General features: G+C 58.6%; 12 protein-coding genes and 1 pseudogene. 5 read left to right on the forward strand and 8 right to left on the reverse strand.

The window, feature by feature from the left end; all coding sequences use genetic code 11:
• Window positions 1-152: 152 nt before the first annotated feature.
• Window positions 153-1,517, forward strand: a complete 1,365-nt coding sequence (locus AC07ZE_RS16630) for an erythromycin esterase family protein (RefSeq protein ID WP_207265760.1) — start codon at window positions 153-155, stop codon at window positions 1,515-1,517.
• A gap of 9 nt (window positions 1,518-1,526) precedes the next feature.
• Here the strand turns inward: AC07ZE_RS16630 and AC07ZE_RS16635 are convergent.
• From AC07ZE_RS16635 to AC07ZE_RS16645, 3 genes and pseudogenes are all read right to left on the reverse strand, one after another.
• A pseudogene (locus AC07ZE_RS16635) lies at window positions 1,527-1,643 on the reverse strand (alpha/beta hydrolase); the annotation flags it as partial.
• Between the two features lie 28 nt (window positions 1,644-1,671).
• A complete protein-coding gene (locus tag AC07ZE_RS16640) occupies window positions 1,672-2,373 on the reverse strand; it encodes a phosphoribosyltransferase (protein ID WP_207265761.1) in 702 nt (233 codons plus the stop codon).
• Window positions 2,374-2,432: 59 nt separating this feature from the next.
• Window positions 2,433-3,323, reverse strand: a complete 891-nt coding sequence (locus tag AC07ZE_RS16645) for a universal stress protein (RefSeq protein WP_207265762.1) — start codon at window positions 3,321-3,323, stop codon at window positions 2,433-2,435.
• 303 nt (window positions 3,324-3,626) lie between these two features.
• Between AC07ZE_RS16645 and AC07ZE_RS16650 the strand changes: the two genes are divergently transcribed.
• Window positions 3,627-4,193: a phosphoribosyltransferase family protein gene (locus AC07ZE_RS16650; RefSeq protein WP_207265763.1), complete on the forward strand. Its 567-nt coding sequence runs from the start codon at window positions 3,627-3,629 to the stop codon at window positions 4,191-4,193.
• A gap of 123 nt (window positions 4,194-4,316) precedes the next feature.
• A complete protein-coding gene (locus tag AC07ZE_RS16655; protein WP_207265764.1) occupies window positions 4,317-5,282 on the forward strand; it encodes a ribose-phosphate diphosphokinase in 966 nt (321 codons plus the stop codon).
• 34 nt (window positions 5,283-5,316) lie between these two features.
• Here AC07ZE_RS16655 and AC07ZE_RS16660 read toward each other — a convergent pair whose 3' ends face one another.
• Window positions 5,317-6,204 carry a universal stress protein gene (locus AC07ZE_RS16660; RefSeq protein ID WP_207265765.1) on the reverse strand — a complete coding sequence of 296 codons (888 nt, stop codon included), beginning with the start codon at window positions 6,202-6,204 and terminating at the stop codon, window positions 5,317-5,319.
• Between the two features lie 449 nt (window positions 6,205-6,653).
• Between AC07ZE_RS16660 and AC07ZE_RS16665 the strand changes: the two genes are divergently transcribed.
• A complete protein-coding gene (locus AC07ZE_RS16665; RefSeq protein WP_207265766.1) occupies window positions 6,654-6,890 on the forward strand; it encodes a hypothetical protein in 237 nt (78 codons plus the stop codon).
• Between the two features lie 60 nt (window positions 6,891-6,950).
• Here the strand turns inward: AC07ZE_RS16665 and AC07ZE_RS16670 are convergent, their stop codons facing one another.
• The 3 genes from AC07ZE_RS16670 to AC07ZE_RS16680 all read right to left on the reverse strand — a co-directional run bounded on the left by AC07ZE_RS16670 (window position 6,951) and on the right by AC07ZE_RS16680 (window position 9,689).
• Window positions 6,951-8,339, reverse strand: coding sequence for an MBL fold metallo-hydrolase RNA specificity domain-containing protein (locus tag AC07ZE_RS16670; RefSeq protein ID WP_259331962.1), 1,389 nt, complete (start codon window positions 8,337-8,339; stop codon window positions 6,951-6,953).
• Between the two features lie 96 nt (window positions 8,340-8,435).
• Complete coding sequence (locus AC07ZE_RS16675) at window positions 8,436-9,356, reverse strand: universal stress protein (protein WP_207265768.1); 921 nt, start codon at window positions 9,354-9,356, stop codon at window positions 8,436-8,438.
• Between the two features lie 78 nt (window positions 9,357-9,434).
• Complete coding sequence (locus AC07ZE_RS16680; RefSeq protein ID WP_207265769.1) at window positions 9,435-9,689, reverse strand: Lpp/OprI family alanine-zipper lipoprotein; 255 nt, start codon at window positions 9,687-9,689, stop codon at window positions 9,435-9,437.
• 227 nt (window positions 9,690-9,916) lie between these two features.
• Between AC07ZE_RS16680 and ftsH the strand changes: the two genes are divergently transcribed.
• Window positions 9,917-11,722 (forward strand): ATP-dependent zinc metalloprotease FtsH, encoded by a 1,806-nt coding sequence (ftsH, locus tag AC07ZE_RS16685; protein WP_207265770.1) that lies wholly within the window; start codon window positions 9,917-9,919, stop codon window positions 11,720-11,722.
• 23 nt (window positions 11,723-11,745) lie between these two features.
• Here ftsH and AC07ZE_RS16690 read toward each other — a convergent pair whose 3' ends face one another.
• A complete protein-coding gene (locus AC07ZE_RS16690; RefSeq protein ID WP_207265771.1) occupies window positions 11,746-12,627 on the reverse strand; it encodes a universal stress protein in 882 nt (293 codons plus the stop codon).
• Window positions 12,628-12,645: the final 18 nt, after the last annotated feature.

The raw sequence follows: 12,645 nt of genomic DNA on the forward strand, positions 1-12,645 counted from the left end.
AATACGTTCATGACCTCTACCCCGCGATTCACCTGATTATTATTTTCCCTCGTGGGATGCACTTTTTATTGATAAAGCTCAATCAATCGGCTGCATCGCGGTGTAGGAATAATCAAGCAGGCTGCAATCCTTCCATACGGGGGATAACCTTCATGAACTCACCGCACAAATTGCTGGAAAAACTCTACGGTCAGCAACGTCAACCTCCCACGGCTGACATAGCCCCCCTGCTGCGTCGATACGCTGAACCACTGCCGGAACCGGACGCCCCCGCTTTTGCCCAGATGTTCGATCGCTACGCCGATGCGCGCGTCGTGATGATCGGCGAGGCGAGCCATGGAACCCGCGACTTTTATCGAACCCGGGCAGCGATTACCCAAAGGCTGATCGAGCGGCACGGGTTCAATATCGTGGCGGTCGAAGCAGACTGGCCGGACGCCGGCCATGTCGACCAGTACGTCCGCGGGTTGGCGCATACCGCGTGGAAGCGCCACATTTTCAGCCGTTTCCCGACCTGGATGTGGCGCAACAGCGAAGTGAAGGCATTCACTCATTGGCTGCATCAGTACAACCACCAACAGGAACCTGAGCGGCGCATTGAATTCCGCGGCCTGGACGTCTACAGCTTGCGCAATTCCATTCATGAAGTGCTGGCGTACCTGGACCGGGTCGACCCGCCTCTGGCCCATGAAGCCCGGCGGCGCTATGGCTGTTTGACGCCGTGGCAGGATGATCCGGCGCTGTACGGCCACTTCGTCGAACGTGGTGGTGTCATGCCCTGTGAACAACCCGTGATCGAGCAGCTCAATGCCATGCTGGCTGAACAATTGGCCGGGCTCATCCGCGACGACGAAGCCTTCTTCAATGCAACGCAAAACGCACGGGTAGTGATGGCAGCGGAGCAGTACTACCGGGCGATTTATCGAGGCTCGACGACGTCCTGGAACCTGCGTGACCGGCACATGTTCGATACATTGCGCGCGCTGCTTGAACACCGGGGGCCGCAAGCCAAGGCCGTGGTCTGGGCCCACAATTCCCATATCGGCAATGCAGCCGCCACGGAAATGGGCTGGAAAGGACAATTCAATATCGGTCAACTGTGCCGCAGCGCCTTTGGGCGCGATGTGGTACTGATCGGCATGGCCACCGACCGCGGTCAGGTGGCCGCCGCCGATGACTGGGACGCCGAGATGTTGATCAAGGACGTGCGCCCCTCCCGGCCGGACAGCTGGGAACACCAGTTTCTCAAGGCTGGCGTCCCGGCGTCGTTGACCGACTGGCGGGACCCGCAGCGAAAAGAATTGCGTGCAGCCCTGTCCATGTCCTTGCTGGAACGGGCTATCGGTGTGATCTACCGGCCCGAAAGCGAGCGAGGCAGTCACTACTTCGAAGCGATGCTGGCGGATCAATTCGACGCCATGATCTGGATTGAGCAAACGAAACCCGTCACCGCGCTGCCCTTGCCAAAAAGCCAGGCATTGGAGCCGGAAGATGAAACCTATCCGTTTGGCGTGTGAGGATCAGTGGTGCGTGGCGCCTGGCACGATTTCCAGGTGTTGAACACAGCGCAAGGCATGGCTGCTTTGGCGATTCAGATTGATGACCACCGGATCCAGGGCTCCAACGATCTGTAAGGTGGGCGCAAGTCCAGCCTTCGAGAGCGCGTTTCAATCATTGAGTGTCTCCAACGCTCTCGCCGGCCGAAGACTCTCGCTGCCAGGCTCGCTGCAAGAGATCGATAACCGCTTCATCCGAGGTCTGGGTAAAGTCCCTGTACCAGTAACCGATCGAGATCATCCACTCAGGCGTCAGCGGACAAATGACCTCATCTACTTCGCCACGCAGTGCCTCAACCGTTTCCAGGGGCGCGACCGGTACCGCAACGACGATACGTGCCGGCGCCTGTGCACGTACCGCGCGAACCGCCGCCATCATCGAGGCCCCCGTCGCCAGACCGTCGTCGATGAGGATCACCACCTGCCCCTTGATTTGCGTCGGTGGCCGGGATCCCCGATAGACCTGTTCACGACGCGCCAACTCCCGTGTTTCCCGTGCGAGCACCGCCTGGAAACTGGCTCGATCTATCGGATGCGCCTGCAGCGCGTCGTCATTGAGTACCTGAATGCCACCGCTGGCAATGGCCCCCATGGCGAACTCCGGATGGGAGGGAACGCCGAGTTTGCGGACCAGCAACAGGTCAAGACGAACACCCAGCGCCGTGGCGATTTCATAGGCAACCGGAACACCGCCACGGGGCAAAGCGAGGACGAGGACGTCGGGTCTGTGGGCATATTTGTGCAACGGCTCCACGAGACTTCGACCGGCCGCCGTCCGATTCTGCAAGGTCGTTTGCAGTGAGGGACTCTGATCCATGGTGAATCCTCCTCAGGCCATTACACCTGTCGTTTCGTCATATCAGGGCCCTGTTCGCTCTAGACCGCCAAAATACTGCAAGGAGCCTGATACAGGATGTGTTCGGTCGTGCTGCCCAGGAGCTTGTCCAGGCCACGAGACTGGATTCGTCCCATCACGATCACATCCACACTGTGCGCATGGGCGAACTCACTCAGCACCGAAACAGGGTGCCCTTCAATGAAATGCCAGCGGTCGGCGGGCACACCGTATTGATCAGCCAGGTCGAGGAACGATTTTTCCAGTTCCTCGCGCAACTGACTGCCAAGGTCCGCAAGCGTCAAGCCACCACCGCCCACGTCGCCCAGATAGACCGACGAAATGTCGCAGGCAAACAGCAAATGCAATTCGGCCTGGCACTGCAAGGCCAGACCAGACGCCTGTTTGATGATCCGCTCATTGAGCTCGCTGCCCTCTGGCTCCGTATTGGTAACGTCAACGGCTGCCACCACCTTGCGCGGCAAGGCAAGCCCGCCTTCACCCACCAGATAAACCGGGATCGGGCAATGGCGCAGCAAGCGCCAGTCCAGTGGCGTGAAGAACGCACGCTTGAGCACCGGCTCGTGCTGCACTTGCTTGATTAACAAATCGGGCTGCATTTCCGTGACGTGATCAAGAATGTCTTGCTGAATGTCATCGACCCAGGTCACCTCCGTCGTCACCTCGATCCCCCTGCCGCGCAGGTTTTTCGCCTGGTCCTTCAACCAATCGCGATGGTCCTGCAGGAAGCACTCGCGAGCCTTGTCCCGGTCGCCCTCTTCGAGCAGCGACAACAGCTTCCACGACGGAATCAAGGCGGCAATATGCAAACTCGCACCACTGGCCTTGGCCAGGGCCGCCGCGTGGTTGATAGCCTGCGAGAGGCGCAGGGCCGGGTTGATGATCAGTAATAAGCGTTGATATTGGCTCATGATCCGACTCCAGATGGGGCTTGGTGCCTTCAGCTACCCTCGACGGGAACAGTTGATGTCTCTTTGCGTAACAGACACCGGCGTTTCCAGTTTAGCGTCCTCCGTTGAGACCGCCCTGGCGTTGATTTATATCAAGTGCCCGCGCAAGACCGCCCGATGACCCGGCATCTGCCGGTCTCTGGGTAGCTCCGTATTTCATTTCATCGTGGTTGATCAAGATCAATCGAGCCAGGGTCAATGGGGTTACCTTGACCAAACCGCACTCGCACGGGGTGCAGTGCACAGGGCTCACAGGAGGTTGCTATGTCGACCGTGTTGCCAAGTCAGCGGTTGCGCTTGTACGACAGCGATGAACTCGAAGACGTGCTACAGGCGATGGCACGACAGGTCGCGGCGCTGCTGCCACCCAGCCAAGCCGCATTGATTGGCATCCAGCGCCGTGGCGAGCCGCTGGCTGAGCGCTTGCGCCAGCATCTTTCACACCAGACCGGCCAGCCGGAACTGCCCCTCTACCCCCTCAAGGTCAAGCGCTATGCCGATGACCTCCAGGTGCTGCACGCGCACACGCAATTAACCGAGAATCCGCTTTTGGGTGAATTGGACCTTGCCAACACCACCCTTCTGGTGGTCGATGACGTGCTTTACGAAGGCCATTCACTCCTGCGCACTTGCGCGTATCTGGCACAACTCGGAGCGCGTCGGGTCTACACTGCGGTATTGGTCGACCGCCATGTTTGCCAACAGCCGATTCATGCCGACATTGTCGGGGTGCATCTGCAAGTGGCGGCCGGTGACATCGTCGAATGCAACGTACCGCCCTACGAAACGGAGTTTTGCATTGACGTTGTTCGTCATGGGGCCGCTCGCTGACCCAGCGACCGTTCGAGGGTCGTCCCGTCACTCAGGCTCTATCGCGGCAATGCGGTATAGATGATGGATACGTGGCATTTCAGGTGAGGCGCATTTCAAATCCGGCCTCCAAGGAGCCCATGCATGCTGACCCGGCCCCCGCTTCTTTTTGCCCTCAAGGGCACTGAATGTTATGCAAGTCGCGTCGCTCAGCGGCTTGGCTGTCAACTGGCGCGCCATGAAGAGCGCGACTATGAAGACGGCGAACATAAATGCCGACCGCTGGACCCGGTCAGCGGTCGTGACGTGGTGGTGTTCCACTCCTTGTATGGGGAGGGTCAGCAGAGCGCGAACGATAAGCTGTGTCGCCTGCTGTTCTTCTGCGGCGCACTCAAGGATGCCGACGCTCGTCGTGTGCAAGTGGTGGCTCCCTACTTGTGCTACGGACGCAAGGATCGCCGAAACCAGCCTCAGGACCCGACCATTACACGTTATGTCGCCGCCTTTTTTGAAGCCAGTGGCGTGGATCGCCTGATCGCCCTGGACGTGCATAATCCGGCAGCGTTCGACAATGCCTTTCGCATTCCGGCCTGGAATCTGCAGTGCAGCGAACTGTTCGCCGGGCATTTCGCCGGGCTCGTCGGCGATGCCGAAGTGGTTGCCGTTTCCCCGGACTCAGGGGGAACCAAGCGCGCCGAGCAGTTTCGTCAGGCCCTGGAACGGCAACTGGGACGTTCGGTCGGCAGTGCCTTGATGGAAAAGCACCGCAATCATGCCACGCTGACGGGTACTCTCTTGATCGGCGAAGTCTCAGGCAAGACAGCCATCGTTTTCGACGACCTGATCAGCACGGGTGAAACGCTGACCCATGCCGGCCTCGCCTGCCAAAAGGCCGGTGCCGTCCGACTGTTCGCAGCCGCCACCCACGGTTTGTTTACCGCAGGCAGTCGGCTGTTCGACCCGCCTCTTTTTGAACACATTGCGATCACTGATTCCGTGCCGCCGTTTCGCCTGCCGCCAGACTGTGTCACGCGTCACCTGCAGGTACTCGACAGCACGGCCCTGATCGCCACCTTGCTGGCGGAAAGTGGCGCCTTTGATCATGTCTGAGCTTTGCCCGTGCCAATGTGCGGCCGGGACCTCTCTAGACCGCCAGTACACTGCAGGGCACCTGATACAGGATATGTTCGGTCGTACTGCCCAAAGGGTGCTCCAGGCCCTGGTACTGGGCTCTACCCATCACAATCACGTCCACATGATGCTCGCTGGCAAATTCACTGAGTGCCGTGACGGGGTGACCCAAAACGAAATGCCGGCGGTCGGCGGGAACACCGTACCGGCTGGCCAATGCCAGAAACGACTTTTCCAACTCTTTGCGCACCCCTTTGCTCAGCGCTGACAGTTTGAAGCTATCGCTCAACTCTTCCAGATAGTCCTCTGAAAGGTCGTGGGCATAGAGCAGGTGCAACTCGGCGTCACACTGTATGGCCAGGCTGGAGGCCTGTTGGATGATGCGATCATTGAGTTCGCTGTGTTCAGACTCGCCAGCCGACGCGTCGACGGCCGCCACCACCTTGCGGGGCAAGGCGTGACCGGAGCCGCCCACCAGATAAACCGGTACCGGACACTGGCGCAGCAAGCGCCAATCCAGCGGGGTAAAGAGTGCGCGCTTGAGCGCCGATTCATGTTGAATTTCCTTGATCAACAGGTCGGGCTGCAATTCTGCGACGTAATCCAGAATGTCTTGCCTCATGTCATCAACCCAGGCCACCTCGGTGGTCACGTCGACCCCTCTGCCGCGCAGCAGTTTTTCCTGATCCTTGAGCCAATCGCGATGGTCCTGCAGGTAGCGCTCCCTTGCCTTTTCCCGGTCGCCATTTTCGAGCAGCGACAACAAGTTCAACGATGGAACCAGGGCGGCGATATGCAAACTCGCGCCGCTGGCCCGGGCCAGCGCTGCTGCATGGCTGATGGCCGGAGAATGGCCCAGGGCAAGGTGGATGATGAGTAACAACCGTCGATACTGGCTCATGATTCGACTCCAGACAGATGGGGCTCAACGCCGGATTCAGCACCCCGCGTTGAATCAGACTGCGCCGGCGCAATGTCGCTGGCGTTGATAAATATCAAACGGGCCGGGACTTCCCTTTTCCACACAGCCCAAAGGTCGGCGCATCGCCTGCATCGACGCGCTCTAAGGTTCAACGCTGCCCCCCCTTCAACGCCGACCTTTTTCAGCGCGACGAGCGACTGTCGACACATGATTACGCATTGACCCAGGTCAATCCGCACCGCTCGAAATCGAGTCCAAATAGACCTTGTCATCCCGGCGTATAGCGAAAAAAGGAAAAAGGCCGAGCACGCCGGTGAGCGCATGCGGAATCGGGATGAGCAGTACCAGGCCAGGATAGGTTCAATGCCCCATTTTGAAGAATGCCAGAAGACCGGATAGTCACTTCTGTGCTTTCAGAGGGAAAAATAATGGAGAACATCGACACGCAAACAACCGAACAGCCCACCCATCGGCCAACGATCAACGCTTGCGCCGAGCTGTTCTTCGAGGCCGACCGGTTGAACGAGCGAGCCTACGCCATGTTGCGCGAGCCTGTTTCAACGTTGTCCATTCATGAGTTTTCCGAAGCGAAAAGACGCGCGGAAGAGAAGTACCAACAAGCCTTGCGGCAATGGTTATGCACCCAGGATACGAAGGAACGATAATGACTCGATTGCTGGCCGATCAGCCCCCGTCTCGACACTGGCCGGGGGCTGTTTTTTTTGTCAGCGTAGCGAGTTTTCAGGGGAGTTGATTTGGCTGAGGTCGACGCTGTCGCGATACTCCGGTACCGAAACCGACCACCCAAGTTCCAGGCTGATACGACGGCGCAGCACATCCGATGCGTTTGGTTCGCCATGCACCACAAATGTGTGTTTGGGTGCTCGCTTGAACCCACGCAACCACTGCATGATTTCATCGGCGTCAGCATGCGCCGACAGGGTTTGCATCGGTACCACCTCAGCGTTTATCGGCACGTCCCTGCCATGGATGCGAACGGATGGACTGCCGGCAATGATTTGTGCCCCACGGGTGCCACCGGCCTGAAAACCCGGCATCAGCAGCGTATTGACCGGATTGGGGGCCAGCGCCTTGAGGTGATGGACCACCCGCCCTCCGGTCGCCATGCCGCTGGCGGCGATAATCACCGCCGGGGTGCGTTGCTGATCGAGTGCTCTGGAGTCCTGTACGGTTCGCACGAATTGCGCCACATGGCACATACCTTCGCAGTCCTCCAGGGACAATCTGTGCTCGCTGCGAAATCGCTGATACAGACACGTGACATCAGTGGCCATCGGGCTGTTCAGGTAGATGGGAATATCGGGAATCGCCCCTTTTCGTTTCAACTGATACAGGTGATACATCAACAGCTGGGCACGTCCCACCGCGAACGACGGCACCAGCGTAATGCCTCGGCGCAGCGCGGTACGGGTGATGACCTGAGCCAATTGCTCCTGTGGCGACTCGACTGGATGCTTACGGTCACCGTAAGTCGACTCCACCAGCAGGTAGTCCGCCTGCTCGACGGTTTCCGGAGCGAACATCAAAGGGTCGTCGGGCCGCCCCAGATCCCCGGAAAACACCAGGTCCATGCCATTGGCGCTCACTTGCACCGTTGCCGCACCCAGGATATGCCCGGCGCATCGAAACTCGATGGCCATGTCCGAGACAATATTAACCTTGTGGTGCAACTCCACTGGCCGCAACAGTTTCAGGGCGTGCTCGGCATCTTGCTCGGTGTAAAGCGGCAGCGCCGGGCTGTGTTTTGAAAAGCCATGCCGGTTGGCGAACTCAGCCTCTTCTTCCTGCAACCGGCCACTGTCCAGCAGCAGGATTTTCACCAGCTCACAAGTCGCCGGCGTGGCATAAACCGGGCCGCGATAACCATTGCGCACCAGTACGGGCAGATAGCCGCTGTGATCAAGATGGGCATGGGTCAGCACAATCGCCTCCAGGTCGCTGACCGGAAGCTGGAACGGGTCGCGGTTGTGCAATCGCAGTTGCTTATAGCCCTGGAACAGACCGCAATCGATCAGCACATGTTGGTCACGATGCTCCAGCAAGTACTTGCTGCCCGTGACCGTGCCCGCGGCACCCAGAAATGTGATTCGCATGGCCGTTTCCTTGATCATTCAGGGGAGCGCTATTGATGGCGCCTTTTGGCGCAAGGCCAGTTGATTTTTATCAACTGCAAGCTCGACAGTGTCCTTTCAATCAGGTGCAGGCGAAGGTTTTACGATCATCAAACTGCACGGTGCCCGGTTCAACACACTCTCGACGGTACTGCCGATAAACCCGTTTTTCCCATCGGGATACCTCGTCCCCAACACCACCATGTCAAAGGCATTTTGTTGAGCAAAAAGGCCGATAACCTTATGGGGGGTGCCGGCCAATGAATGTCGGCATGAAGCCTGGATGCAATAGCGTTCGGCAAGTACATCGAAGGCTTCCTGCTGGGCATCCTCAATCGCGTCCCTCAAACTGTCGGTCAGACTGCCTGTCGGCACGCTTCTGGACGCATCGTTCATCACTGACCAACGACTGACATTGAGCAGGTGCAGCGCGGCACCGCAACTGGCCGCCAGCGTGGAAGCAAGGTCGAGTATTCGCTCATTCACCCCCTGGGTCAGTTCTTCCAAATGGGACAGATCGATGGTCGCGAGAATTTTCAACGGCTTGGGGTTTGCGGCGCTGGTCACCAGGTGCAAGTGCGCCGGACATTCGTGCAGCAAATGCCAGTCCAGGGGGCGATGAAAGGCCCGGTCGAGGGCCGGCACGTAATGAGTGTCCTTGATCACAAGATCCGGATAAAAGTCATTCACGTACTCAAGCACGTGCGTCACGCTCGATCGGGCCCAAACCACTTCAGTCGTCACCTGCAGGCCGATGCAACGTTTAAAGCGGGCTTGCTGTTCCAGCCACTGCCGATGCACCTGTAAATACCCCTCCCGCGCCTGGGCCATTGCATCATGGTCAAGCAGGCCCGCCACCGCCAGAGCCGGGACATAATCGAACGCGACAATATGCAAAAACGCACCCGTTGCACAGGCCAGTGCATACGCACGTTCAAATGCCGGAGTAAGGGTCATTTCGCCAGGGGCTATCAATAGAATGCGTTTGAGTTTGAGCATCGCGTGCCTCTCCCTGAAACGTTTACCTGAATGATTGCAACTCTAATCTCCTGCCTGGGGGATTGAGGCTATCGCTTGTCATTTGCGACTTGCCTTCTCCAGCATCCGCTTCAGGCGTTCATTTGCTTGATCGGCTGCAGTTTGCGCCTGTGCGGCCGCGGCCTCTGCCAGCTCGGCTTTTATGTACGCCTCATCGGCCCTGAGCCGTGCCGTGGCGGCATTGTTTTCGGCATTTTCCAGGCGTGCGTCGATTGCCTGGGCCTGCTGATGACTGCAACCGGCCGTCACCGCCAGCAAAATACCAAGCAATGCAATGGACAAGCACTTGTTCATGATCTTCGCCTCGGCGTGTGCACTGCAAATGCAGTGGTTCAAGTATCTGGCGGTATCCGTTGGTGGCACTGACTTTTATCAACTAAATCGGTGGCCGTACGTCCCTTGCGTGCTCATCGGGAGATTGTTGATTTACCTCAACGATTTTCCTGCGCCCAGGCGTAGAAACACAGTGACCGGCAATCATCGTTCGCCCCTGGTCGGCGCCACGACCCAGAGCCACGTCCATGAAAAAAAATCACCAATGGAACCTGTCTTACTTCGCGATTGCGTTTGTAGTGCTGACCCTGGTTCAACTACTGTTTTTCGAACGCAATGCCGTGCAAAGCATTCCGTACAGTCAGTTTGTGCAACTGCTCAACGAGCAGAAGGTCAGCGATTTACGGGTCGAGAAGGATCAGATCAGCGGCAAGCTGCAAGAACCCATCAATGGGCATCAGCAGTTTTCCACGGCGCGGGTGGATCCGGCGCTGGCGGCTGAGCTGGGTCGTTCGGGCGTCGGCTTCACCGGGGTCAACGAAAACACGGTGCTTAATGGCCTGCTGGGCGTGCTCCTGCCTTTTGTCCTGATCATGGTGATCTGGCATTTCCTGTTTCGCGGGCTGGCGGAAAAACAAGGTGTCGGTGGGTTGATGAGCATCGGCAAGTCCCGGGCCAAGGTGTTTGTGCAGCGCGAAACCGGCGTGACCTTTGCCGATGTCGCGGGCATCGATGAGGCCAAGGCCGAACTGGTGGAAATCGTCTCTTTCCTCAAGGACAAAGCCAAATACTCACGCCTGGGGGCGCACATACCCAAGGGCACCTTGTTGGTTGGCCCTCCGGGAACCGGCAAGACCCTGGTGGCCAAAGCCATCGCCGGTGAAGCCGGTGTGCCTTTTTTTTCGATATCGGGGTCCGAGTTTGTCGAAATGTTCGTGGGGGTGGGAGCCGCCCGAGTGCATGACCTGTTCGAACAGGCGCGGCAGGCGGCACCTTGCATCATTTTCATCGACGAACTGGATGCACTGGGCAAAATGCGCGGCGTCGGTGCATTTGGCGGCAATGACGAAAAGGAGCAAACGCTCAACCAGCTACTGTCAGAGCTGGACGGATTCGATCCCCGTGAGGGGGTGGTGCTGCTCGCCGCGACCAACCGGCCAGAGATTCTGGACCCGGCGCTGCTTCGGGCCGGTCGAATCGACCGGCAGGTGTTGATCGACCGCCCCGACCGAAAAGGTCGTCAAGCGATCCTCAAGGTTCACCTGCACAAAATCACCACGGAACCTGCCCTCAATGCCGACCCTATCGCCGACATCACCACGGGTTTCACCGGCGCTGACCTGGCCAATCTGGTCAATGAAGCAGCCATCGTCGCCACCCGTCGTGGGGCCGAAGCGGTCAGCCTCGATGATTTCACGGCCGCTGTAGAGCGTATCGTCGCCGGGATTGAACGCAAGAGCAGTGTGCTACGCCCCGAAGAGCGCCAGGTGGTGGCGTATCACGAAATGGGGCATGCCCTGGCCGCCAGCAGTCTGCCGGCCATGGATCCGGTGCACAAAGTCTCCATCGTGCCCCGTGCCATTGGTTCGCTGGGCTATACCCTGCAGCGTCCGACTGAAGATCACTTCCTGATCAGTTGCCAAATGCTCAAGGATCGAATCGTCGTCCTGATGGCCGGACGCGCTGCCGAATTCCTCGCCTATGGCCAGATTTCCACCGGCGCTGCCGATGACCTGGCCCACGCGACGGATATCGCGCGCCAATTGATCACCCGGTTTGGCATGAGCACCGAGCTCGGTCAGTCCGTGCTGGAGCGACAAAACATGACTTACCTGGGCGAACGCATGCCGGGGCCTGGTGAGAAAGACTACTCGGAACAGACCGCCAGGGAAGTCGACCTGTGCATACGTGCCCTGCTCGATGAAGCCTATGGGCGGGCCAGGGCTTTGCTGGAGAGTCGCCGGGCCGATCTGGACGCCGGCGCACATCTGTTGCTTGAGAAAGAAACCCTGACCCCCGAAGACTTTCCAGCGCTCGTACCGTATCGCACTTGAGTGTCACCAGGGCGCAACAGGGTCTAGACCGCCAGCACACAACAGGGCACCTGGTACAGGATGTGCTCGGTCGTGCTGCCCAAAAGCTTGCCCATTGCATGGGACTGGGTTTTGCCCATCACAATGACATCCACTTGATGTTCGTGGGCGAACTCACTCAATACCCTGACCGGATGCCCCTCAATGAGATGTCGCAGCTCAGAGGGCACGCCATACCGACCCGCCAGCCGCAGGAAAGATTTTTCCAGATCCTTGCGAAGCGACTGGGTGAGTTCCGCGAGTGTGAGGTTGCCGAAGTCCGCCAGATACGCGGCCGGGATATCACAGGCGTACAGCAAGTGCAGTTCGGCATTGCATTGCATGGCAAGGCTGCGTGCCTGTTTGATGATCAGGTCGTTCAACGCGTTGTCGGTATCGAATTCCGATACTTCGACCGCTGCCACAACCTTGCGTGGCAACACGAAGCTGCTACCGCCCACCAGATAAACCGGTACCGGGCAGTGGCGCAGCAAGTACCAGTCAAACGCGGTGAAAAATGCCCGCTTCAGTTTTGATTCGTGCTGAATTTGCTTGATCAGCAGGTCGGGTTGCATGTCCGTCACGTGATCGATGATGTCTTGTCCCAGGTCATCGGTCCAAGCCACCTCGGTGGTCACTTCGATCCCTCTGCCGCGCAGAGTTTGCGCCTGGGTCTCGAGCCAGTCGCGCTGGTTCTGCAGGTAGTGCTTGCGAACCCGTTTGCGATCGCCTTCGTCAAACATCGACAGGCCTTTGACCGGTGCAATCAACGCCGCAATGTGCAAACTCGCGCCACTGGCCCTGGCCAGCGCGGCTGCATGATTGATTGACGAAGCCTGGCGCAGGGCCGGGTTGATCATCACTAACAACCGCTGATACTGGCTCATGACTGGCCTCCCCCTCGG

This window comes from Pseudomonas sp. GW101-3H06 (assembly GCF_059424605.1).

Coding starts and splice junctions, on each gene's coding strand:
- AC07ZE_RS16630 (WP_207265760.1), top strand. CDS start 153: ATGAACTCACCGCACAAATTGCTGGAAAAACTCTACGGTCAGCAACGT.
- AC07ZE_RS16640 (WP_207265761.1), bottom strand. CDS start 2,373: ATGGATCAGAGTCCCTCACTGCAAACGACCTTGCAGAATCGGACGGCG.
- AC07ZE_RS16645 (WP_207265762.1), bottom strand. CDS start 3,323: ATGAGCCAATATCAACGCTTATTACTGATCATCAACCCGGCCCTGCGC.
- AC07ZE_RS16650 (WP_207265763.1), top strand. CDS start 3,627: ATGTCGACCGTGTTGCCAAGTCAGCGGTTGCGCTTGTACGACAGCGAT.
- AC07ZE_RS16655 (WP_207265764.1), top strand. CDS start 4,317: ATGCTGACCCGGCCCCCGCTTCTTTTTGCCCTCAAGGGCACTGAATGT.
- AC07ZE_RS16660 (WP_207265765.1), bottom strand. CDS start 6,204: ATGAGCCAGTATCGACGGTTGTTACTCATCATCCACCTTGCCCTGGGC.
- AC07ZE_RS16665 (WP_207265766.1), top strand. CDS start 6,654: ATGGAGAACATCGACACGCAAACAACCGAACAGCCCACCCATCGGCCA.
- AC07ZE_RS16670 (WP_259331962.1), bottom strand. CDS start 8,339: ATGCGAATCACATTTCTGGGTGCCGCGGGCACGGTCACGGGCAGCAAG.
- AC07ZE_RS16675 (WP_207265768.1), bottom strand. CDS start 9,356: ATGCTCAAACTCAAACGCATTCTATTGATAGCCCCTGGCGAAATGACC.
- AC07ZE_RS16680 (WP_207265769.1), bottom strand. CDS start 9,689: ATGAACAAGTGCTTGTCCATTGCATTGCTTGGTATTTTGCTGGCGGTG.
- ftsH (WP_207265770.1), top strand. CDS start 9,917: ATGAAAAAAAATCACCAATGGAACCTGTCTTACTTCGCGATTGCGTTT.
- AC07ZE_RS16690 (WP_207265771.1), bottom strand. CDS start 12,627: ATGAGCCAGTATCAGCGGTTGTTAGTGATGATCAACCCGGCCCTGCGC.